This is a genomic window from Streptomyces inhibens, assembly GCF_003389455.1.
Lineage (GTDB): Bacteria > Actinomycetota > Actinomycetes > Streptomycetales > Streptomycetaceae > Streptomyces > Streptomyces inhibens.
Genome location: NZ_QUAC01000069.1, coordinates 1 through 22,612, shown reverse-complemented (window position 1 = coordinate 22,612; position 22,612 = coordinate 1). Strand labels below are relative to the sequence as shown.

Below are 22,612 nucleotides of genomic sequence, written 5' to 3'. Positions count from 1 at the left end.
GATCAGCCGGCCGGTTTGCCCGTCGCCGACGGGTCGCGCAGCGCCGCCGTCCCCGCGCACAGCGCCTCGGGAAAGGCCGGCTCGGCGCGCCGGACGGCCGCGCAGCCGGCGGTCTGCGTCGTGGTGATCGCGCGCCAGGCGTCCGCCGTCGCGTGGTAGAACCACCGGGTGGTACGGACGCCGGAGGAGCAGTCCGGGCCCGGGTCGCCGCACGCCGCCCCGGTCCCCGAGGAGATGTCCAGCACCAGCCATCGCCCGTCGCAGCCGCGCCGGTCCCACTGGGAGTGCCGCGGGACATCCGCGTCGGCGAGCGCCTGCTGGTACGACGCGTCCGTGCAGCCGACCGGCGCCGGATCACAGCCCAGGTCACCGCAGCGGCGCAGCGCCGGCGCCTTGGCGCCATGAGCGGTGAAGACGTCCTGGCTGTTGATGAAGACCTGCTGATCGCCCACGGCCTTCGGCAGCCGCACTCGGGTCGTCTCCGGCCGCGACACGGTGCATCCCGACCGCCGGTCCGCGGAGCGGGACTCGTAGGTGACCGTGACGTACACCGTGCCGCGCTCCACGGTGTCGACCACGCCGCGCAGCCCGCGGGCACAGCGCTCCTCCCCGTGCCCGCCGGCGGCCGCGGCCACCTGCACCGTCACGGCGAGCGTCCGCCCACCGCCCTCGGTGCGTACCGCGTCGATGGACGACGGCGCTCCGCGCTGCCAGGGGATCGCCGCGGCGGCCGTCACCGTGGGCGTCCCGCCGGCCTCCGGCCTCCCCGCGGCCTTCGTCTCCTCGTGCCCGCCCCTGGTGAACAGCACCGCACCGCACACCACGAGCACCACCGCCAACAGTGCCCCCACGATCGTCAGCACCCGCGCACCCCGCGCCGCCCCCGGCTCCCCGCTCTTGTCCATCGCTCCCCCTGCGTCCCCCGCACCGCGGGCGACACCCCGCGCTCACCACTCCCGGCATGATGGTGGCATGCCCGAAGGTGACACCGTCTGGCGTTTGGCCCAGCGGCTGCACACAGCGCTGGCCGGCAGCCCGCTGACCCGCTGCGAGCTGCGCGTCCCCCGGCTCGCGACGGTGGATCTGACCGGCCGCGGCGTGCTGGAGGTGGTCCCCCGCGGCAAGCATCTCCTCACCCGCTTCGAGGGCGGCCTCACCCTGCACTCCCATCTGCGGATGGACGGCGCATGGAAGATCTACGCGCCGGCCGAACACTGGCGCGGCGGCCCCGCCCACCAGATCAGGGCGATCCTCGGCACCGCGGAACACACCGCCGTCGGCTACCGCCTCCCCGTCCTCGATCTGCTGCGCACCGCCGACGAAGCCCGGGTCGTCGGCCACCTGGGACCCGACCTCCTCGGCCCGGACTGGGACCCTGCAAAGGCGCTGCGCCGGCTGCTCTCCGCCCCGGACCGGCCGCTCGGCGAGGCCCTGCTCGACCAGCGCAATCTCGCCGGTATCGGCAATGTCTACAAGTCCGAACTGTGCTTCTTGCTGCGCGCCTCGCCCTGGCTCCCCATGGGGCAGCTGCCCACCCCGGAACGCGTGCCTGCCCTCGCCAGGAAGCTCCTCGAAGCCAACAGACAACGCCCCGCCCGCACCACCACCCCCTGGGGGTACCGCCCACGCCCGTTTGAGGGCAGTGGGGGAGCCCGCCCCGATCGCCGGCTGTGGGTCTACGGCCGGGCCGGCCGCCCCTGCCTGCGCTGCGGTACGAAGGTCCGCAGCGCCGACCAGGACCCCACCACCGAGGAGCGCGTCACCTACTGGTGCCCCACCTGCCAGCCCGCCCCGCCGCACTACCGGCCCGTCGGCTGACCTCTGCGCACCGTCCCACCAATTGACGACCCGTCAGATCTCTCCCTACTCTCGCACCATGCCTCTCACGGCGTACGACCTCACGGGCCGCACCGCGATCGTCACCGGCGCGGCTGGGGGCATCGGCCGCGCCACCGCCGCCCTCCTCGCCGAGGCCGGCGCCACCGTGTACTGCGCGGACCTCGACGACCGGGGCGTCGAGGCAACCGCCGCCGCCATCACCGCAGCGGGCGGCTCGGCACACCCCCACCCCCTCGATGTCACCCGGCGTGACCAGGTCGCCGCCGTCGTCGACGCCGCCCGCGACGCCACCGGCCGCCTCGATGTGATGGCGAACATCGCCGGGATCATGCACTCCTCCACCGTCCTGGAGACCGAGGACGCGGATCTGGACCGGGTCTGGAACACCAACTTCAAGGGCGTGCTGTACGGCTGCCAGGAGGCCGCCCGCACCATGATCGCCACCGCCACCCGGGGCTCCATCGTGACCATGGCCTCCGGCGCCATCGACACCGGAGCACCCGGCCTGCTCTGTTACGGCGCCGCCAAGGCCGCCGTCGTACAGCTCACCAAGACCCTCGCCACGGAGGTCGGCCGGCACGGCATCCGCGTCAACGCCGTCGCCCCGGGCTGGATCCGTACGGCGATGACCGACCGGCACACCGCCGAGGCACAGCAGCAGGCGGAGGGGCCGATGATCCGGATGTCACCTCTGGGGAGGGTGGGAGAGCCGGAGGACATCGCGCACGCCGTGCTCCACCTGGCGTCCGATGCCTCGTCCTTCACGACCGGCCAGATCCTCCGCCCGAACGGCGGCGTCGCCATGCCCTGGTGAGCGCCGCCCGGCAGGCCTGTCGCACCCCTCGGGCCGTGATCCGCCGGCGGGCGCCCTCGCGGTGACCCGTCCACGGAACGCAGTGCACCGGCAGCAGGCTGAGCCCCCAACCGCCCAGCACCACGGCCCCCTCGACCACGCCCGCCGTACGCGGCCACACCGCCAGCCGGACCGCGGCCCACCACCACAGTCCGCCGATGAGAGCCGCGGATATCCAGCGCCCCGGCACGGACCGCGGACGCCGGCCGGACGGCTCACCGGCCGAGCCCCGCCCGGCCGGCCCACGAGCCGCGAAGTCACGCCACGCCATGGCTGCCTCCTGCGGCCGACGCTAGACGGGGCCCGCCGCCCGGCGGGAGGGCGCACCGGGGCATTTCCGGCGCACAGGGGGCACCGCAAGCCCCGGAAGGCGCTGAGGGTCCGAGCCGCTCGGTGAGCGCCGTCGTGCGTCACTCGGACTCGGCCTGGAACATCCAGTGGTGCTTCTCCAGGTCGGCGGTGAGGCCGATGAGGATGTCCTGGCTGACCGGGTCCGGTTCCGCGGTGGCGGTGATCCGCTCGCGCATCCGGCCGATGACCGCGCTCAGCCCCTTCACCATGACCTTCACCACTTCGCCGTCCTTGATCCAGCCGTCCTGCACCTCGCCGATGCCGCTGGTCTTGGCGACGGTGACGGCCCGCCCGTCGGGGGACACACCGATCGCGGACGCCCGCTCGGCCACCGTGTCGGCGTGCGTGCGCGCGCTGGCGACCACGTCGTCGAGCTGGAGGTGTACGGAGCGGAAGCGCGGACCGATGACGTTCCAGTGCACCTGCTTCGCGACGAGGGAGAGGTCCACCAGGTCCACGAGCGCTCCCTGCAGGGCGTTCCCGACGGTGGCGCGATCTTCGTCGGACAGCGTGCTCTTGACGACAGACATCCAGATACTCCTGTTCAGGCGATCCATCCGATATATCCGATTTCGCCATCGTACAAATGAATCGCCCGTTCCGAGCTGCCCGGACGGGCCGGCCGAGCGCGCACCCGGACAGCACAAAGCCCCGGTGGGCTGCTGCCCACCGGGGCTTCGGTGCGTACGGACAGGGGTGTCAGGCCGCGACGACATCCACGACGTCTGCCGGGGACTTGATGGTCACGCGGTCCTCCGGCACACCGGCCAGGGACGTGACGGACACCGAATTGAGCTTCGGCCGCACCGGTGCGGGCACCGGGTCGCTCGCGGCCGCGGACGCTGCCAGCTCGGCGAGCGCCAGCTCGTCGCTGACCTCCCGCATGAGCTCGGACATGCGCAGATCCAGCGCGTCACAGATCGCCGAGAGCAGCTCGGAGGAGGCCTCCTTCTGCCCTCTCTCGACCTCGGACAAATAGCCGAGCGATACCCGAGCGGAGGAAGAGACCTCGCGCAGGGTTCGGCCCTGGCGCTGACGCTGTCGGCGCAGCACGTCACCCAGCAGGCGACGAAGCAGAATCATCGCTGGCTCCCTCCTCGGACCTCGGATCCGGATCCTTCTCGCCCCACCGTACCGCCTCGGGCGGTACCAGTGCCGGGCGCAAGTACGTGTTCACTCAGGGCTGTAAACATCCATTCCCCCCGTGTTGTTCCGTATCCTGTGCCCGCATATTTTCTGTCAGTTCGCTCAACAACAGTGCGAGCACGGCGTCGATGGTGTCCTGGCGGATCCGGTCACGATCCCCCGCGAGCGCCAGCCGGCGCACCGCTCCGGCACCGTCCGGGCCCTGGACCGCCACGAAAACGGTGCCCACCGGCTGCCCGTCCTGCGGCTCCGGCCCGGCCACTCCCGTCGTGGCGATGCCCCAGTCGGCGCCCAGCACCCGCCGCACACCGGCCGCCATCTGCCGCGCGACCTCGCCGTCCACGGCTCCGCGCGCGGTCAGCAGGGCGGCGTCGACGCCCAGCAGCTCCCGCTTGAGCTCGGTGGCGTACGCCGTGATCGAGCCACGGAAGGTCCGCGAGGCCCCAGGGACGGCGGTCAGTGCGCCCGCCACCAGGCCGCCGGTCAGCGATTCGGCCACCGCCAGGCTCTGTCCACGCCCGGCGAGCAGCTCCAGCGCCCCGGCCGCGACAGAACCCGGCCCGGTCACCGGGCCGTGTCCCTCTCGGCCTGCTCGGCCCGCAGGGCCCGCTCCCGGGCCAGCCCCGCCCGGCGCAGCACCACGGCCTGCCGGACGTAGTCGAGACCGGTGGCGACCGTCAGCGCGACGGCCACCGCCATCACCCACCAGCGGAAGGTGGCGAGTGGACCGGTCAGCAGCAGGACGTACATGCCCACCGCGGTGCCCTGCGCCAATGTCTTGATTTTGCCGCCACGGCTGGCCGGAATGACCCCATGCTTGATCACCCAGAACCGCATCAGGGTGATGCCGAGCTCACGGAAGAGGATCACGCCCGTCACCCACCAGGGCAGATCGCCCAGCACCGACAGACAGATCAGCGCGGCCCCCATGATCGCCTTGTCCGCGATCGGGTCGGCGATCTTGCCGAAGTCGGTGACCAGGTTGTAGGCGCGCGCCAGATGCCCGTCGAAGACATCGGTGATCATGGCGACGGCGAACGCGGCCCAGGCGAAGGCGCGCCAGGCCGGGTCGGTTCCGTCGTCGTGCATCAGCAGCAGGACGAAGGCCGGGACCAGCACCAGCCTCAGCATCGTCAGGACGTTGGCGATGTTCCACAGCCCGGCCTGCCGGACGACCGGCGCCGTGCGCGGCCCGCCGGCTGCGGAAGCCGGGACTCCGGTCATCTGCCCGCCTCCTCGGTACACCCCGTGCCGTCCACCGACAGCACCTCCGCCACGAGATCCACGCCCTCGCTCGCCACCACCTTTGCTTCGACCATACGACCGGGCGAAAGCTCCTGGTCGGTCGAGAGCAGGGTGGCGCCGTCGGTCTCCGGCGCCTGGTGCGCGGCCCGCCCCACGACGCCGTCCTCGTCATCGATCCGGTCCACCAGCACCCGCACCGTCTCGCCGACCCGCTCCTCGGCGCGCTGCGCGGTCAGCTCCTCGGCCAGCCGCGACACCCGCGCCAGCCGGTCGGCGACCTCGTCCGGGTCGACCTTGTTCTCGTACGAGGCGGCCTCCGTGCCGTCCTCGTCGGAGTAGCCGAAGACGCCGATGGCATCGAGCCGGGCCTCGGTGATGAAGCGCTCCAGCTCCGCCAGATCGGCCTCGCTCTCGCCGGGGAAGCCGACGATGAAGTTGGAGCGGGCACCGGCCTGCGGCGCCTTCGTACGGATCTGCTCCAGCAGCTCCAGGAAGCGGTCGGTGTCGCCGAACCGCCGCATCGCCCGCAGCACGCCGGGGGCGGAGTGCTGGAAGGACAGATCGAAGTACGGCGCCACCTTGTCGGTGCCGGTCAGCACCTCGACCAGGCCCGGACGCATCTCGGCGGGCTGCAGATAGCTGACCCGGATCCGCTCGATGCCGTCGACGGCCGCCAGCTCCGGCAGCAGCGTCTCCAGCAGCCGGATGTCGCCGAGGTCCTTGCCGTAGGAGGTGTTGTTCTCGGAGACCAGCATGATCTCCTTGACGCCCTGCTCGGCCAGCCAGCGCGTCTCACCGAGCACATCGGAGGGCCGGCGGGAGATGAACGAGCCGCGGAAGGACGGGATGGCGCAGAAGGAGCAGCGCCGGTCGCAGCCGGACGCCAGCTTCACCGAGGCCACCGGGCTGCTGCCGAGCCGGCGGCGCAGCGGCGCCCGCGGCCCGGAGGCCGGCGCGACGCCCTCCGGCAGATCCTCGGGCGCAGTGTCCTGGGCGTGACCGGGCAGTGCGACATCGGCGGCGCCCTGGCGCTCGGCCGGGCTGATCGGCAGCAGCTTGCGGCGGTCGCGGGGGGTGTGCGAGGCGTGGATGCCGCCGTTCAGGATGGTCTGCAGACGGTCGGAGATATCGCTGTAGTCGTCGAAGCCGAGCACACCGTCGGCCTCGGGCAGCGCCTCGGCGAGCTCCTTGCCGTAGCGCTCGGCCATGCAGCCGACGGCAACTACGGCCTGGGTCCGGCCAGGATCCTTCAGATCGTTGGCTTCGAGCAGGGCATCGACGGAGTCCTTCTTGGCGGCCTCGACGAAACCACAGGTGTTGACAACGGCGACATCGGCATCGGCGGCTTCCTCGACCAGCTCCCAGCCGTCCGCTGCCAGGCGGCCTGCGAGCTCCTCCGAGTCCACCTCGTTACGGGCGCAGCCAAGAGTGACAAGGGCGACGGTACGGCGTTCGGGCATGGGCCTCAGCCTACTTCGTCCCGGCCACCTCCTTGGCGCGCAGGTCTCCGCCACCGGCCTTGGGCACCCCGGGCCGGGCGGCGGACGCCCCCTGACGTGCGGTCTCAGCCCGCCTGGGGGTCCCCGGGGGTGTAGCTGAGCCGCTCGACGGTGCCCTTGTCGCCGATCTCCTTGACCTCCTTGCCGTTGACGTACAGCTGTACGGCTCCGGCGTTGCCGAGGACCAGGTCGATCCGCTCCTTGTCGGTGATGGTCTTGGACTCGCCCTGCTTGAGCAGGCCGTCCTCCAGGAGCTTGCCGTTGGCGTCCTTGGCGGAGATCCAGCTCTGGCCGTCGCGGGCGGTCACCTTGATGGTGACCTTGTCCTTCGGCAGGCCGGCGACGGCGCTGTCGGAGGGGTCGGGGTTGATGGGCGGCTTGATGGTCGAGGGATGGCGGGTGGGCGCGGGCGCCGGCTTCGCATGGGTGTCGCCGCCCGCGATCGGGCCGCCGTCGCTCTTGTCACCGCCGGTGAAGAGCGTGAAGCCCACGAACCCGATCACCGCGACGATCGCCGCGACCATCGCGGCCGTCCAATTGGGGCGGCGCGGCTCGGAGCGGATCCGTTCGGCTTCGTAGATCGGCGCGGCAAGGGTGGTCGGCGAGGGCCGGCCGCCGTGCTCGGCATCGAAATGGTCGATCAGCGGCCGGGGGTCGAGGGCGACGGCGCGGGCCAGCGCTCTGATGTGTCCCCGGGCGTAGACGTCGCCGCCGCAGCGCGAGAAGTCGTCCTGCTCGATCGCGTGCACGAGGGGAATGCGCACCCGTGTCGTCGTACTGACCTCTTCGACGGTCAGTCCCGCTCCGATACGGGCCTGCTGGAGGGCATGACCGACGGAAGGCCGGTCTGCTTCGGGGGAGTTGCCGATGGACACGGGGGCGCCTTTCGAGCGTGTAGCCACCTGCTGGAAGTTCAGTCTAGGGGTGGAGCGAAAGGGTCGGGCAAGCGGGAGAGCGCAGTTTGTACGCCATCAGAACGCCCGCGGCGGTGCCAGGGAGCTTGATGATGGAGCATCGTTCCCTCACCTCCCTCAACTTGACGTATCGGCAGGAGAAACGGTTGCTTTCTTCTCTCGTACGGGTGACCCGGCTGAGTGAGCTACTCGGTAGCCTCCCCCCGGATCACCGCCAGCACTCCGTCCAATTCATCCGGCTTCACCAGGACATCGCGCGCCTTGGACCCCTCGCTCGGCCCGACGATGTTGCGTGACTCCATCAGGTCCATCAGCCGCCCGGCCTTGGCGAACCCCACCCGCAGCTTGCGCTGGAGCATCGATGTCGACCCGAACTGGGTGGAAACGACCAGCTCAGCGGCCTGGCACAGCAGATCGAGGTCATCGCCGATGTCCTCGTCGATCTCCTTCTTCTTCGCCGTGCCGACGGTGACGTCCTCGCGGAAGACGGGCGCCATCTGATCCTTGCAGTGCTGGACGATGGCCGCGACCTCGGCCTCGGTCACGAACGCACCCTGCATACGCACCGGCTTGTTCGCGCCCATCGGCAGGAACAGCCCGTCGCCCTTGCCGATCAGCTTCTCGGCGCCCGGCTGATCGAGGATGACCCGGCTGTCGGCGAGCGAGGAGGTGGCGAACGCGAGCCGGGAGGGCACATTGGCCTTGATCAGGCCGGTGACCACATCGACGGACGGGCGCTGGGTGGCGAGCACCAGATGGATACCGGCCGCGCGGGCGAGCTGGGTGATGCGGACGATGGAGTCCTCCACATCCCGCGGCGCGACCATCATCAGGTCCGCCAGCTCGTCGACGATGACCAGCAGATACGGGTACGGCGACAGCTCGCGCTCGCTGCCCTCGGGCGAGCTGACCTTGCCGGCTCGCACCGCTTCGTTGAAGTCGTCGATATGCCGGAAGCCGTAGGCCGCGAGATCGTCGTAGCGCAGGTCCATCTCGCGGACCACCCACTGCAGCGCCTCGGCGGCGCGCTTGGGGTTGGTGATGATCGGCGTGATCAGATGCGGGATGCCTTCGTACGCGGTCAGCTCGACGCGCTTGGGGTCGACCAGCACCATCCGGACATCGTCCGGGGTGGCCCGCACCATGACCGAGGTGATCAGGCAGTTGATGCAGGAGGACTTGCCGGAACCGGTGGCACCGGCGACCAGGACATGCGGCATCTTCGTCATGTTGGCCATGACATAGCCGCCCTCGACGTCCTTGCCGAGCGCCACCAGCATCGGATGCTCGTCGCCCGCGGCGTCGGCCAGCCGCAGCACATCGCCGAGGTTGACCATCTCGCGGTCGGTGTTGGGGATCTCGATGCCGACCGCGGACTTGCCGGGGATCGGACTGATGATGCGGACGTCGGGGCTGGCCACGGCGTACGCGATGTTCTTGGCCAGCGCGGTGATCTTCTCGACCTTGACGGCCGGGCCGAGCTCGACCTCGTAGCGGGTGACCGTCGGGCCGCGGGTGAAGCCGGTGACCGCGGCGTCGACCTTGAACTCCTGGAAGACCGTGGTCAGCGCGGTCACTATGGCGTCGTTCGCCGCACTGCGGGTCTTGCCCGGACCGCCGCGCGAGAGCAGGTCCAGCGAGGGCAGCGCGTAGGTGATGTCGCCGGACAGCTGGAGCTGCTCGGCGCGCGCCGGCAGATCGCCGGACGGCTCGGGCGGGGCCTTGGTGAAGTCCGGGACGGCCGGGGTGTGCGAGGCGGCGGACGGCTGCGGCCCCGCGCCGCGGGCCGGCGGCACCGTGCCGCTCTCCCCCGCGGTGTCCTCGGCGTCGCTCTCTTGGCGCTCCCCCGAGATGCTGCTGCTGAGTCCGGCGACGAGCGGTGAGGGCTGGACGCCGTGCAGCACCGCGCCGTCCAGCGCGGCGGCGGCCGCGGCGGCGACATCCACCGCGTCCATCGGCCGGTCCATGGCGGGCTGTACGGAGGCCCGGCGCGGGCGGCGCCGCTTGGCCAGGGCCGCTTCCTCTATCGCGTCCGGGTCGGTCGCGGCGGGTCCGGCGGCGGCGCTGCGGCGCGGCCTGCGGGCGGGCTGCTCACGCCACTCCTCGGCGTACTCCTCGTACTCGTCGGCCTCGTAGGCGTCCGGCTCGGGCTCCGCGGGGTGCACCACGCCCAGCCGGACGCCGAGCGCCCGCAGCCGCTGCGGGATGGCGTTCACCGGCGTCGCGGTGACCACCAGCAGCCCGAAGAGGGTCAGCAGCGCCAGCAGCGCCACGGCCAGGGTCTGTCCGACGGTGAAGATCAGCGGCTTGGAGGCGACCCATCCGAGATAGCCGCCGGCGTCCTGTATGGCGGCGAGACCTTCGCCCCGGCCCGGCGATCCGCAGGCCATCGCGACCTGTCCGAGGACGCCGACGACGAGCGCGGACAGCCCGATGATGATCCGGCCGTTGGCCTCCGGCCGCTCGGGATGGCGGATGAGCCGCAGCGCGATGCCGCCCAGCAGTATCGGTACGACCAGATCGAGGCGGCCGAACGCGCCGGTCACCAGCAGCTCGACGAGCTCGCCGACCGGGCCGCTCAGGTTGGACCAGGTGCCGGCCGCGATGACCAGCGACAGGCCGAGCAGCAGCAGCGCCAGCCCGTCCTTGCGGTGCGCCGGGTCGAGGTTCTTCGCGCCGCGGCCCATACCGCGGAACATCGCCCCGATGGCGTGCGCGAGCCCCAGCCAGCAGGCGCGGGCGAGGCGGTAGACACCGCCGGTGGGTGACGGCGCCGGTTTGGGCGCGGCCTTCTTGGCGGGTGACTTCTTGGCCGGGGCCTTCTTCGCGGCCGCGGCTTTCTTGGCCGGCGGCTTCGCAGGTGCCTTCTTCGCGACGGCCTTCTTGGCAGCGCCCCCGGACCGTCCGGCGCGCTGCTTCGAGGGGCCCGCCGTGCTCTGGGTTCCCTTGCCGGACGTACGTGAGGCCATGGCGACGAGATTACAGGCGAACGCGGGCATGACACGAGCGCACGGCGCTTCACCCATCCGTGTCGCGCGCCCGCCTCATGAAAGGGCGTCAGTGCGTGTCCTGCGTCCCGGCCCGAGCCGATCCGTGGGCTCGCGCCCTACCCCGCGACGCTCCCCGCCCCCGGCTCCAGGGCATCCAGGGCCCTGCGCAGGCCGGTCAGTTTGCGCTCCAGATGCGCTGCGGTGGCCACCGCGGCCGCGTCCGCCGTCTCGTCCAGCTGTTTGGACAGCGCCTCGGCCTGCTCCTCGACCGCGGCCAGCCGCGCGGAGAGCTCGGCGAGCAGCCCCGCGGACTCCTTCGCCTCGTCGGCGCTGGGCCGGCCGCCCTCCAGCTGCAGCCGCAGCAGGGAGGCCTGCTCCCGCAGTTGGCAGTTCTTCATGTACAGCTCGACGAACACCGAAACCTTGGCGCGCAGCACCCACGGGTCGAACGGCTTGGAGATGTAGTCCACCGCGCCGGCCGCATACCCGCGGAAGGTGTGGTGCGGGCCGTGGTTGATGGCCGTGAGGAAGATGATCGGGATGTCACGGGTGCGCTCGCGCCGCTTGATGTGCGCGGCGGTCTCGAAACCGTCCATTCCCGGCATCTGCACATCGAGCAGAATCACCGCGAAATCGTCCGTGAGCAGTGCTTTGAGCGCTTCCTCCCCGGACGATGCCCGCACCAGTGTCTGATCGAGCGCAGAGAGGATCGCCTCCAGCGCCAGCAGATTCTCCGGCCGGTCATCGACCAGGAGGATCTTGGCCTTCTGCACCATGGCCCGTCCTCCTCGCCCCGGCATGGAACCGGACGCCGCCCCAGGGGACGACTCCGTCATGCCGCCCGTCCTTGTGCCGGTCATGGTAGCTGCACCCCGCCTGTCGCCACACCCTGTCACCGCGATGTCACTGTGCACGTAGCAGAAACGCAGACAGAGACCAGAAGGTTCCCCGAATCCTGCGCTTCCACACGTGCGCGGCAACACTGAGTCAGCACGCGATGATCCCCTTTCGGATCCATACTGGACGCCCCGTCACTCCGCGCGCATCCATTGCTCCATGACCGACAGCAGATGATCGGTATCCACCGGCTTGGTCACATAGTCGGAGGCCCCGGCGTCGATACTCTTCTCCCGGTCGCCCTTCATCGCCTTCGCGGTCAGCGCGATGATGGGCAGTCCGGCGAACTGCGGCATCCGACGGATCGCGACCGTGGTCGCATAACCGTCCATCTCCGGCATCATGATGTCCATCAGGACCAGGACGATGTCGTCGTGCTGTTCGAGCACCTCGATGCCCTCGCGGCCGTTCTCCGCGTACAGCACCGACAGGCCGTGCTGCTCCAGGACGCTGGTGAGCGCGAAGACATTGCGGATGTCGTCGTCGACGATCAGCACCTTCTCACCGTGGAAGCCGCCCTCGAAGCCCGGGTCCACCAGATCCTGGCCGTTGCCGATCCAGGGCTCCTCGGCGGGCTGCTGAGGGGCCGGCTGTGACGGCGGCGGCTGCGGGGCCTGCTGGGGCGCGGCGGGCGGCTGATGGCTGGGCAGCGCGAACCGGCGCGGGGATCCCGAAATCGCCCGGCGACGGCGCCGGTTGAGGCTGCCGCCCAGCCCCTGCTCGAAGCCCTGCTGCTCCTCGGCCTCCTGCCGCCCGGCCTCCGTCTCACGTGCCTCGGCGTCCATCGCGATCCCGCCGGCCACCAACTGCGGGTAGCCCTGCGGCGGCAGCCCGCCGGGGTTGTGCGGCAGATAGAGCGTGAAGGTGGAACCGCGGTTGGGCTCGCTCGCGGCGTGGATCTCACCGCCCAGCAGCCGGGCGATCTCCCGGCTGATGGACAGGCCCAGGCCCGTACCGCCGTACTTGCGGCTGGTCGTGCCGTCCGCCTGCTTGAAGGCCTCGAAGATGACCCGCATCTTGCTGGACGCGATCCCGATGCCGGTGTCGGTCACCGAGAAGGCGATCATGTCGGCGTCCGGGTCGCGCAGCGATCCGTGCTCCAGCAGCTGCTCGCGGATGGCCACCGGGACGTCCGCGCCGGCCGGCCGGATGACCAGCTCGACGGCGCCGCTGTCGGTGAACTTCACCGCGTTGGACAGCAGATTGCGCAGCACCTGGAGCAGCCGCTGCTCGTCGGTGTGCAGCGTCGCGGGCAGCTCCGGGGAGACCCGTACGGAGAAGTCGAGTCCCTTCTCCGCGGTCAGCGGCCGGAACGTGGCCTCGACATAGTCGACGAGCTGGACCAGCGCGATCCGCGTCGGGCTGACGTCCATCTTGCCGGCCTCGACCTTCGACAGATCGAGGATGTCGTTGATCAGCTGGAGCAGGTCGGAACCCGCACCATGGATCGTCTCGGCGAACTCGACCTGCTTCGGGGAGAGGTTCCCCTCGGCATTGTCGGCCAGCAACTTGGCCAGAATCAGCAGCGAGTTCAGCGGTGTGCGCAGCTCGTGCGACATGTTCGCCAGGAACTCCGACTTGTAGCGCATCGAGACCGCGAGCTGCTCGGCGCGCTCCTCCAGGACCTGCCGCGCCTCCTCGATCTCGGTGTTCTTCACCTCGATGTCGCGGTTCTGCGCGCGCAGCTGCTCGGCCTTCTCCTCCAGCTCGGAGTTGGACAGCTCCAGCGCCTTCTGCCGGCTCTCCAACTCGGCCGAGCGCTCCCGCAGTTGCTCGGTCAGCTCCTGCGACTGCTTGAGCAGCACCTCGGTCTTGGTGTTCACCGAGATGGTGTTGACGCTGGTCGCGATCATCTCGGCGATCTGGCTGAGGAAGTCCTTCTGGATCTGGGTGAACGGCTGGAAGGACGCCAGCTCGATCACGCCGAGCACCTTGTCCTCGAAGAGCACCGGCAGCACGATCACATTCGCCGGCGGCGCCTCGCCCAGCCCGGAGGCGATCTTGAGATAGCCGGAGGGGACGTTCTCCACCAAGATGGTGCGCCCCTCCTCCGCGGCCGTGCCGATCAGCGTCTCGCCCGGCCGGAAGGTCGTCGGCATCCCGCCCATGGAGTAGCCGTAGGAGCCCATCAGCCGCAGCTCGTACGCGCCCGGCTCGCCGCCGTCCGCGCCGATCTCCTGGCTGTCGGGCTGCGCCGCGAGGAAGAACGCGCCGTGCTGTGCGGAGACCGCGGGCGAGAGCTCGCTCATGATGAGCGTGGCGACGTCCTTGAGGTCGCGCCGGCCCTGCATCAGACCGGAGATCCGGGCCAGGTTGCCCTTGAGCCAGTCCTGTTCTTCGTTGGCGAGGGTGGTCTCACGGAGCGTGGAGATCATGGTGTTGACGTTGTCCTGGAGCTCCAGGATCTCGCCGGCCGCGTCCACATCGATGCGGACGTTGTGGTCGCCGAGGGTGACCGCCGCGGCGACCGCGGCGATGGCGCGCACCTGACGGGTCAGGTTGCCGGCCATCTCGTTCACCGACTCGGTCAGGTCCCGCCAGGTGCCGGCCACGCCCCGCACCTGCGCCTGACCGCCCAGCTGGCCTTCCGTACCCACCTCGCGGGCCACCCTGGTGACCTGCTCGGCGAAGGACGACAGCTGGTCGACCATGGTGTTGATGGTGGTCTTCAGCGCGAGGATCTCGCCGCGCGCATCGATGTCGATCTTCTTGGTCAGGTCGCCCTTGGCGATGGCGGTGGTGACCATGGCGATGTTACGGACCTGGCCGGTCAGGTTGTTGGCCATGGAGTTCACCGATTCGGTGAGGTCCTTCCACGTACCGGCGACGCCGGGGACGCGGGCCTGACCGCCCAGGATGCCGTCGGTGCCCACCTCACGGGCCACTCGCGTGACCTCGTCGGCGAACGACGACAGCGTCGTGACCATCGTGTTGACCGTGTCGGCGAGCTGCGCGACCTCGCCGCGCGCCTCGACCGTGACCTTCTTCGTCAGGTCTCCGTTGGCGACCGCCGCCGAGACCTGCGAGATGTTACGCACCTGGATGGTCAGGTTGTTGGCCATCAGGTTGACGTTGTCGCTGAGGTCCTTCCAGATGCCGGTGACGCCCGGAACCCTTGCCTGGCCGCCCAGTTGGCCTTCGGTGCCCACCTCACGGGCGACCCGGGTCACCTGCTCGGCGAACAGCGACAGCTGGTCGACCATCGTGTTCACGGTCGTGACGAGTTCGAGGATCTCGCCCTTGGCGTCGACGGTGATCTTCTTGGACAGATCACCGCGGGCGACCGCCGTCGTCACCTCGCCGATGTTGCGCACCTGCGACGTCAGGTTGTTCGCCATGAAGTTGACGGACTGGGTGAGGTCCTTCCACGTACCGCTGACGCCCTGCACCTCGGCCTGGCCGCCCAGGATGCCCTCGGTGCCCACCTCGCGGGCGACTCTGGTGACCTGCTCCGCGAAGGAGGAGAGCTGGTCGACCATCGTGTTCAGGGTGTTCTTCAGCTCCAGGATCTCGCCCCGGGCGTCCACATCGATCTTCTGCGACAGGTCACCGCGCGCGACCGCCGTGGCGACCTGCGCGATATTGCGGACCTGGGCCGTCAGGTTGCCGGCCATGCCGTTCACGGAGTCGGTCAGATCGCGCCAGACACCGGCGACGCCCGGCACCTGCGCCTGACCGCCCAGCCGGCCGTCCGTACCGACCTCCCGGGCGACCCGGGTGACCTGCTCGGCGAACGCGGAGAGCTGGTCGACCATCGTGTTGATGGTGTTCTTCAACTCCAGGATCTCGCCGCGGGCGTCCACGTCGATCTTCTGCGACAGGTCACCGCGCGCGACCGCCGTCGTCACCTGGGCGATCTGCCGCACCTGTGAGGTCAGATTGCCCGCCATGAAGTTGACGGAGTCGGTCAGTTCCTTCCAGGTGCCGCTGACGCCGTCCACCCGGGCCTGACCGCCCAGCCGGCCCTCCGTGCCCACGTCCCTGGCCATCCGCGTGACCTGGTCCGCGAACGACGACAGCTGATCCACCATGGTGTTCACGGTGTTCTTCAGNCTGATCCACCATGGTGTTCACGGTGTTCTTCAGCTGCAGCATCTCGCCGGAGACATCGACGGTGACCTTCTGCGACAGATCGCCGTTGGCGACCGCCGTCGTCACCTGCGCGATGTTGCGCACCTGCCCGGTCAGGTTGCGGAACGCGGTGTTCACGGAGTCCGTGAGGTCCTTCCACGTCCCCGCGGCCCCGGGCACCGCCGCCTGGCCGCCCAGCTCACCCTCGACGCCGATCTCCCGCGCCACACGCGTCACTTCGGCACCGAACGACGAGAGCTGACCCACCATCGTGTTGACGGTGTTCTTCAACTCCAGCATTTCACCGGCGACATCGACCGTGACCGTCTGCGACAGATCGCCGTTGGCGACCGCCGTCGTCACCTGCGCGATGTCCCGCACCTGCGCCGTGAGGTTGCGGAACGCGGTGTTGACCGAGTCGGTGAGGTCCTTCCACGTACCGGCCGCGCCCGGCACCTGCGCCTGACCGCCGAGCTGGCCCTCGGCGCCGACCTCGTTCGCCACCCGCGTCACTTCGTCCGCGAAGGTACGCAGCGTCTCGGTCATGGTGTTGATGGTGTCGGCGAGCTGCGCGACCTCGCCGCGTGCGCTGACCGTGACCTTCTGCGACAGATCACCGCTGGCCACGGCCGTGGTGACCTGGGCGATCCCGCGCACCTGCGCGGTGAGGTTTCCGGCCATGAGATTGACCGAATCCGTCAGGTCCTTCCACACGCCGGCGACGCCGGGGACCTGTGCCTGACCGCCCAGCTCGCCCTCCGTACCGACCTCGCGGGCGACCCTGGTCACCTCGGAGGCGAAGGAGGAGAGCTGGTCGACCATCGTGTTGACGGTGTTCTTCAGCTCCAGCATCTCGCCGGCGACATGGACCGTCACCTTCCGCGACAGATCACCCTTGGCGACCGCGGTGGTGACGAGAGCAATGTCACGTACCTGCGCCGTCAGCCGGGACGCCATGGTGTTGACGGATTCCGTGAGGTCCTTCCACGAACCCGACATTCCGCGCACCCGCGCCTGACCGCCGAGCTTGCCCTCCGTACCGACCTCGCTGGCCACCCTGGTGACCTCGTCGGTGAACGCGGAGAGCTGGTCGACCAGCCCGTTGACCGTACGGCCGACCTTGAGGAACTCACCGCGCAGCGGATGCTCCGAGGAGCTGTCCGAGCTGCGCGAACGCAGATCCATCCGCTGTTCCAGGTCGCCCTCGGACACCGCCGACAGCACCCGTCCCACCTCGGAGACGGGCCGTACGAGGTCGTCGACCAGGGCATTCGAGGCATCGATGGCCGCGGCCCAGGAGCCTTCGGCAGCACCGACCTCGAGCCGTTCCGTGAGCTTTCCCTCACGTCCGACGACCCGGCGCACCCGCGCCAGCTCGCCGGTCAGATGCAGATTGCGGTCCGCGACCTCGTTGAAGACCGCCGCGATCTCCGACATGACGCCATCGCCGGAAACCGTGAGCCGCTTGCGGAAGTTCCCGTCCCGCATGGCGACGAGAGCGACCAACAGCCGATTCAGCGCAGCCGTATCCACCTCGGTCGTCCCGTTGTTCCGGGATCGTCCGCCTTTCGCGCGCGTGCTTACGCCCCGCGCCGCTGCGCCAGACTCCACCGTGTCCCTCCCGCAGGGTTGACCGTTCTACCCGGGCTTTCTCTTGATACTTGCCCAGTGTTTCACCATGGCCCAACCAGGCCATAACAGTTCGGCAGCATCGCACACCGTCCCGGGGCACGATTGGGGCGGAAACACACGTGACCGGCATCCTCGGGCGCGGCGAAGGTAAGTAACCTGGCATACGGCTGTCCACCTGCCCCGGCCATCGAGCGCGGGCGGTGGTGCGAGCACAACAGGTATTCGGAGGGGCGCCGCGACCATGGGGGAGCAGATCACCGACACACGCTTGAGGAGAACAGTGATCACCGCGCGGGCCGCCGCAACATTCGAGCCGGTGGGGCGCTCGGTCGCCACTGCCCGTGCGTTCGTCCGCGACACCCTCCAGGGCTGGGGCTGTGCCGACATCGTCGACGACGCGGTCGTCCTGACCAGCGAGCTGGTCACCAATGCCGTGGTGCACGCCGGCACCGCCGCCGACGTGCTGTGTCTGCGCGATGACGGCGGGGTACGGATCTCCGTCGCCGACCGCTACCCCGAACGTGAGATCCCGCTCCAGAACGCCGGCCAGGTCCTCGTCCACCCGGACCGCGAGGGCGGCCGTGGTCTGCTGCTGTGCGGCGCGCTGGCCTCCCGCTGGGGCGTCGAGTACACCGCCGCCCAAAAACACGTCTGGTTCCAGCTCGAACTCCCCGAGCGCCCCGCCGGCACCCGCTCCGCGGGCCCCGCCCTCCCCGTGGACGCCCTCCCGGTCACCGACGCCCGGGTACGCGTCGCGGTGATCCAGATCGACCGCGGCGGCTGCATCAGCTTCTGGAACGAGGACGCCCAGAACCTCTTCGCGTACGACCCCGAACAGGTCATCGGCAAACCGCTCACCGACTTCGCCGCCTGGCCGCACACCCCCGGCACCGGCACCGGCATCGCCGAGGCGCTCCAGCTCTCCCGCTGGGAGGGCTCCTACGGCATAAGGGGCGCCGACGGCCGGGTCGTCCCCGTCTACGCCTCCCATCTGCGCGTCCGCGACGCCGACGGCGAGGCCTCCACGGTCTGCCTCCTGGTGCGCGACCACGAACGGGCGATTCTGCAGAGCCCCCAGCGCACCCCCGCGCCGGACGCCGCCTCGCAGCCCGAGGGACGCCCCTCCGACCCGTTCGAGGTCTTCATCGGCTCGCCGGCCCCCGACGACCTCGACGGCCTGCTCCAGCGCACCGTCGAGCGCGCCCGCGACATGCTCGACGGCGACGCCGCCTACCTCCTGCTGGCCACCGACGACGAGACCGAGCTGGAGGTCCGCGCCTCCACGGGCCTGCCCTCCGCCCGCCAGCGGTTCGCCCGCGTCCCCGTCGAGGCCGGATCCGGACGCTACGGCTCCGCCCGGATGCCCGCCGTCCACGAAGACCTCACCGCCGTCCCGGGCGCTGTCCCGCTGCTCAGCGGTACGGGCATGCGCTCGGTCGTCACCGTCCCGCTGAAGGTCGAGGGCCGGCTGACCGGCTCCCTCGGCGTCGCCGCGGAGGGCCCCGCCCGCTACACGAACGAAGAGGCGCTGCGCCTCCAGTTCGCCGCCGACCGCATCGCCCTCGCCGTCGAGCGCGCCCGCCTCACCGAGCTCGAAAAACTGCGCCGCGGCTCGCTGTCCTTCCTCGTCGAGGCCTCCGACCTCCTGGCCGGCACCCTCGACCGCGACCAGACCCTGGCCCTGATGGCCCAGATGACCGTCCCCACGCTCGCCACCTGGTGCGCCGTCTACACCGTCGCCGACCAGACCTCCGAGCCCGAGCTGTCCTACGTCCTGCACGAGGACGAGGACCGCATCGACGGCCTCAAGACGCTCCTGATGAAGGTCGACCCGCCCGAGCCGGTCCCCACCCCCGGCGCCCGCGTCTGGACCGCCCCCAGCGACGCCGCACAGGACGCCGCCCTGCGCACCTCCATGCGCAGCCTGGGCCTGGGCAACTCCGCCCGCCCCTCCAGCGGCCCCGGCGCCACCCTGGCCACCGCCGCTGCGGTCGGCGGCGAGACCGTCGTCCTTCCCCTCGTCGCCCGCAACCGCGTCATCGGCATGCTCACCCTCGGCAAGCCCACCGAGGAACACTTCCGCCAGGAGATCCTCGAACTCGCCGAGGACCTCTCCCGCCGGGCGGCCCTCGCCCTGGACAACTCCCGCCTGTACTCCGAGCGCACGGCCATCAGTCAGTCCCTCCAGCGCAGCCTGCTGCCCCCGGAGCTGCCCGACATCGCGGGCGTCGAGGTCGAGGTCATCTACCGCGCGGCCGGCGAGGGCAACGAGGTCGGCGGCGACTTCTACGACCTCTTCCCCATCCGCGACGGCGCCTACGGCTTCGCCATCGGCGACGTCTGCGGTACGGGTCCCGAAGCCGCCGCCGTCACCGGCCTGGCCCGGCACGCCCTGCGCCTGCTCGCCCGCGAGGGCTTCGGCGGCCCCGCCGTCCTGGAGCGGCTGAACGCCGCCATCCTCGACGAGGGCGCCCGCAGCCGCTTCCTGACGCTCCTTTACGGCGAGCTCTGGCCGCAGGACGACGGCAGCGCCGTCCTCAAGGTCGTCTGCGCCGGCCACCCCCTGCCGCTCCGTCTGCGCCAGGACGGCACGGTCGAACCGGCCGCCGAACCCCAGCCCCTCCTCGGGGTCATGGACGACCTTGAGCTCTACGAACAGACCGTCACCCTCGACCCCGGCGACGTCCTGCTGTGCGTCACCGACGGCGTCACCGAACGCCGCGAGGGCACCCGCATGCTCGGCGACGACGGTCTCACCGATGTTCTGACGACCTGTACGGGCCTGACGGCCGGCGCCGTCGCGGCCCGCGTACTGCGCGCCGTGGAACGCTTCGCCGCCGAACCGGCCTCGGACGACATGGCCATCCTCGCCATGCGCGTACCCGAGTTCCAGGCCGGCTGACCACCGCGGGGACAGCGGCCCGTGTGGGCCGGCTCACAGCCCACCGGCCGCTCCCCCGCCCCCACCAGCATCCATGCGCGAGGCGCACGGCACCCCTGCCCGCCCTGCACTGGAGTCACCCCCAACGGCCGCCCAGGATACGGGCCATGACTCCCACCATCGCGGGTTCGCCCGGCGATCTGCTCGCCGTCGTCAGCCAGACCGGACCGACCGTCACCTTCTTCGACGCCGCCACCCACGAGCGTCTCGACGTCCTGGAGGTCCCCCCGCAGCCGCACGAACTGTGCTTCGACCCGGACAGCCGGCTGCTGTACTGCACCAACACCTACCGCTCCGGCTTCTACCGGGCCAACGAAGGCCGGGCCCACGAGCTCACCGTCATCGATGTCGACACCCGCACCGTCGTCGACATTCTCGACACCACCCCCGATCACGCCCCGCACGGCCTGGCCCTGGACCGTGAGCGCGCCCGTCTGTACGTGAGCGTCGAGGCCACCGACACCGAGCCCGGCGGCGTCCTGATCATCGACACCCGCACCCATGCCCGCCTCGGCCGCATCCCCACCATGGCCCCCGGCCCGCACTGGTTCGCCCTCACCCCCGACGGACGGCACGGCTACGCCACCAACAAGGAAGCCCCGTTCGTCTCCGTCGTCGACCTCGACCGAGGCCTGTGCACCGGCCGTATCCCCGTCCCCGGCAGCGAAGGCCTGGCCCTCTCCCTGGACGGGCAGCAGCTCTACGTCGCGGCCCCCAAGGCCGACTTCGCCGCCCCGCCCTCGGTACCACCGGGCATCCGTGTCATCGACACCGCCACCAACGAGACCGTCCGCACCCTCCCCGCCCGGGGAACCGTCATGCCCGTCCATGTCACCGCCACCGGGACGCTGCTCGCCGGCGAACTGCGCCCGGACACCACCCCCGGCGGCCCGCTCGGCTCCCAGCTGCCGGGCGTCCTGAGCGTCTTCGCCCCCGGCACCCTCGACCTGATCGGAGAAGTCGAGGTCGGCCGCCTCCCGCTCACCATCACCTCCTCCCCCGACGGCCGCCTCGGCTATGTCTCCGGCAACCTCTCCAGCACCGTGACGGTCGTCGACCTCACCGCGCTGCGCCCCATAGCCACCCTGGAAGTCGACCGCGCCGACATTTCCGGCGCGCACGGCCTGGCATATATCGAATCCCCGCAAAACTGACGCGCGCCGTATCACCGCACCCGAATACGACAAAGGCCCCCGCCGTGTGGCGGGGGCCTTTGTCTTCTGGAGCCCCAATACGGAATCGAACCGTAGACCTTCTCCTTACCATGGAGACGCTCTGCCGACTGAGCTATTGGGGCGCGTCAACGGAATAGATATTACCCCAACTCCGCGGCAGCTCCGAACCGTCCACCGCCGCTCGCCTAAAAAGCAGGCTGCAGCAATCCCCCCAGCGCATTGCACGCGCTGACCATCTTCTGCAGGTCCCGCCGCGACATCCCCTCGTGCACGGGCAGCGCCAGCGTCTCGTCCACCGCCCGCTCGGTCTGCGGCAGAAAGACATCCCGCCGCAGCCCCGGCATCCGGTACACCGGCGCCTGTACGGGCACCTTGCACGGCACGCCCTTGGCCCGCAACGTCCGCGCGAACGCGTCCCGGTCGGGCCGCCCGTTGCCCGGCACCCGCACCACATACTGCTCGTACGTGTGCCCCACGGCCGGCGTCGGCGTCCGGACCCCGCTGAGCCTGGCGTCCAGGTACGACGCATGCGCCCGGCGCAGCTCCGCCCCCGCCGGGTCCGCCCCGGGCTCCTCCTCCGTCAGCACCAACAGCCCGTGCCGCTGTCCCACTTCACGGATCCATCCGACGTCCGCCCGCCGCCCGAACCGGTGGATCGCCACCACCGCGGCGGTCTGACTGGTCACCACGTCCGATACCGCGGCCGGGTCGAGGCAGTAGCTGTCGCCCTCCAGATCGGCGAACACCGGCACCGCGCCCAACTCCACCACGGCCCGTGCCACTTCGGCGTTGCCGTACGCCGGCACCACGACCTCGTCACCTGCACGCACACCGGCCGACTTGAGCGTCTCCACTGTCCCCATGACGCGGATACTGGTCAGATGAGGTGAACGTCGCGTTACACCCACCACCCGAAAATCAGAACAAAAAAGCTCCGGTCTCTGAACCACGAGGGTTCAGAGACCGGAGCTGAAGAATTGTTCGGCGGCGTCCTACTCTCCCACAGGGTCCCCCCTGCAGTACCATCGGCGCTGAAAGGCTTAGCTTCCGGGTTCGAAA

General features: G+C 70.4%; 15 protein-coding genes, 1 tRNA gene, 1 rRNA gene and 1 pseudogene. 4 read left to right on the top strand and 14 right to left on the bottom strand.

The genetic code is table 11. The features are described from left to right. Positions 1–2: 2 nt before the first annotated feature. On the bottom strand, positions 3–905 hold the full coding sequence (locus DY245_RS09420) for a hypothetical protein (protein ID WP_244942941.1): 903 nt from the start codon (positions 903–905) through the stop codon (positions 3–5). Positions 906–972: 67 nt separating this feature from the next. On the opposite strand from DY245_RS09420, the gene DY245_RS09415 reads away from it, so the two are divergent. Both DY245_RS09415 and DY245_RS09410 read left to right on the top strand, forming a co-directional pair. Next, positions 973–1,818, top strand: a complete 846-nt coding sequence (locus DY245_RS09415) for an Fpg/Nei family DNA glycosylase (protein ID WP_128505502.1) — start codon at positions 973–975, stop codon at positions 1,816–1,818. Between the two features lie 58 nt (positions 1,819–1,876). Next, the gene (locus tag DY245_RS09410) at positions 1,877–2,653 is read left to right on the top strand and encodes an SDR family NAD(P)-dependent oxidoreductase (RefSeq protein ID WP_128505500.1); all 777 of its coding nucleotides are present in this window, start codon (positions 1,877–1,879) and stop codon (positions 2,651–2,653) included. Positions 2,654–3,102: 449 nt separating this feature from the next. Here the strand turns inward: DY245_RS09410 and DY245_RS09400 are convergent, their stop codons facing one another. From DY245_RS09400 to DY245_RS46065, 10 genes and pseudogenes are all read right to left on the bottom strand, one after another. Further along, positions 3,103–3,573 (bottom strand): Dps family protein, encoded by a 471-nt coding sequence (locus tag DY245_RS09400; RefSeq protein WP_128505498.1) that lies wholly within the window; start codon positions 3,571–3,573, stop codon positions 3,103–3,105. A 169-nt stretch (positions 3,574–3,742) separates the two neighbouring features. Beyond that, positions 3,743–4,126: a helix-turn-helix domain-containing protein gene (locus DY245_RS09395; RefSeq protein WP_128505496.1), complete on the bottom strand. Its 384-nt coding sequence runs from the start codon at positions 4,124–4,126 to the stop codon at positions 3,743–3,745. A gap of 94 nt (positions 4,127–4,220) precedes the next feature. Next, positions 4,221–4,757 (bottom strand): CinA family protein, encoded by a 537-nt coding sequence (locus tag DY245_RS09390; protein ID WP_128505494.1) that lies wholly within the window; start codon positions 4,755–4,757, stop codon positions 4,221–4,223. Next, on the bottom strand, positions 4,754–5,413 hold the full coding sequence (gene pgsA / locus DY245_RS09385; RefSeq protein WP_128505492.1) for a CDP-diacylglycerol--glycerol-3-phosphate 3-phosphatidyltransferase: 660 nt from the start codon (positions 5,411–5,413) through the stop codon (positions 4,754–4,756). The genes DY245_RS09390 and pgsA overlap by 4 nt, the downstream gene beginning before the upstream one ends. Next, positions 5,410–6,894, bottom strand: a complete 1,485-nt coding sequence (rimO, locus tag DY245_RS09380; protein WP_128505490.1) for a 30S ribosomal protein S12 methylthiotransferase RimO — start codon at positions 6,892–6,894, stop codon at positions 5,410–5,412. Before rimO ends, pgsA begins: the two co-directional genes overlap by 4 nt. A 104-nt stretch (positions 6,895–6,998) precedes the next feature. Then, complete coding sequence (locus DY245_RS09375) at positions 6,999–7,808, bottom strand: helix-turn-helix domain-containing protein (protein ID WP_128505488.1); 810 nt, start codon at positions 7,806–7,808, stop codon at positions 6,999–7,001. A gap of 224 nt (positions 7,809–8,032) precedes the next feature. Next, entirely contained in the window at positions 8,033–10,816 is a 2,784-nt protein-coding gene (locus DY245_RS09370) for a DNA translocase FtsK (RefSeq protein WP_128505486.1), read from the bottom strand. A 137-nt stretch (positions 10,817–10,953) separates the two neighbouring features. Further along, a complete protein-coding gene (locus tag DY245_RS09365; RefSeq protein WP_006602731.1) occupies positions 10,954–11,613 on the bottom strand; it encodes a response regulator in 660 nt (219 codons plus the stop codon). Between the two features lie 255 nt (positions 11,614–11,868). Further along, positions 11,869–15,786, bottom strand: a pseudogene (locus tag DY245_RS09360) (HAMP domain-containing protein); the annotation flags it as partial. Between the two features lies 1 nt (position 15,787). Next, the coding region (locus tag DY245_RS46065; protein WP_244942940.1) for a HAMP domain-containing protein at positions 15,788–17,416 on the bottom strand (1,629 nt) is incomplete at its 3' end. Between the two features lie 262 nt (positions 17,417–17,678). On the opposite strand from DY245_RS46065, the gene DY245_RS09355 reads away from it, so the two are divergent. Both DY245_RS09355 and DY245_RS09350 read left to right on the top strand, forming a co-directional pair. After that, positions 17,679–20,339, top strand: coding sequence for a SpoIIE family protein phosphatase (locus tag DY245_RS09355; protein ID WP_244942939.1), 2,661 nt, complete (start codon positions 17,679–17,681; stop codon positions 20,337–20,339). Between the two features lie 146 nt (positions 20,340–20,485). Then, a complete protein-coding gene (locus tag DY245_RS09350; RefSeq protein WP_128505483.1) occupies positions 20,486–21,532 on the top strand; it encodes a YncE family protein in 1,047 nt (348 codons plus the stop codon). 67 nt (positions 21,533–21,599) lie between these two features. On the opposite strand, the gene DY245_RS09345 is transcribed toward DY245_RS09350, so the two are convergent. From DY245_RS09345 to rrf, 3 genes are all read right to left on the bottom strand, one after another. After that, positions 21,600–21,675: transfer RNA gene (locus tag DY245_RS09345), tRNA-Thr, on the bottom strand. 63 nt (positions 21,676–21,738) lie between these two features. Further along, entirely contained in the window at positions 21,739–22,416 is a 678-nt protein-coding gene (locus DY245_RS09340) for a DegT/DnrJ/EryC1/StrS family aminotransferase (protein ID WP_128505481.1), read from the bottom strand. Between the two features lie 116 nt (positions 22,417–22,532). After that, positions 22,533–22,612: ribosomal RNA gene (gene rrf / locus DY245_RS09335) — 5S ribosomal RNA — on the bottom strand; the annotation flags it as partial.

Coding starts and splice junctions, on each gene's coding strand:
- DY245_RS09395 (WP_128505496.1), bottom strand. CDS start 4,126: ATGATTCTGCTTCGTCGCCTGCTGGGTGACGTGCTGCGCCGACAGCGT.
- DY245_RS09355 (WP_244942939.1), top strand. CDS start 17,679: ATGGGGGAGCAGATCACCGACACACGCTTGAGGAGAACAGTGATCACC.
- DY245_RS09415 (WP_128505502.1), top strand. CDS start 973: ATGCCCGAAGGTGACACCGTCTGGCGTTTGGCCCAGCGGCTGCACACA.
- DY245_RS09365 (WP_006602731.1), bottom strand. CDS start 11,613: ATGGTGCAGAAGGCCAAGATCCTCCTGGTCGATGACCGGCCGGAGAAT.
- DY245_RS09340 (WP_128505481.1), bottom strand. CDS start 22,416: ATGGGGACAGTGGAGACGCTCAAGTCGGCCGGTGTGCGTGCAGGTGAC.
- DY245_RS09370 (WP_128505486.1), bottom strand. CDS start 10,816: ATGGCCTCACGTACGTCCGGCAAGGGAACCCAGAGCACGGCGGGCCCC.
- DY245_RS09400 (WP_128505498.1), bottom strand. CDS start 3,573: ATGTCTGTCGTCAAGAGCACGCTGTCCGACGAAGATCGCGCCACCGTC.
- pgsA (WP_128505492.1), bottom strand. CDS start 5,413: ATGACCGGAGTCCCGGCTTCCGCAGCCGGCGGGCCGCGCACGGCGCCG.
- DY245_RS09420 (WP_244942941.1), bottom strand. CDS start 905: ATGGACAAGAGCGGGGAGCCGGGGGCGGCGCGGGGTGCGCGGGTGCTG.
- DY245_RS09350 (WP_128505483.1), top strand. CDS start 20,486: ATGACTCCCACCATCGCGGGTTCGCCCGGCGATCTGCTCGCCGTCGTC.
- DY245_RS09410 (WP_128505500.1), top strand. CDS start 1,877: ATGCCTCTCACGGCGTACGACCTCACGGGCCGCACCGCGATCGTCACC.
- rimO (WP_128505490.1), bottom strand. CDS start 6,894: ATGCCCGAACGCCGTACCGTCGCCCTTGTCACTCTTGGCTGCGCCCGT.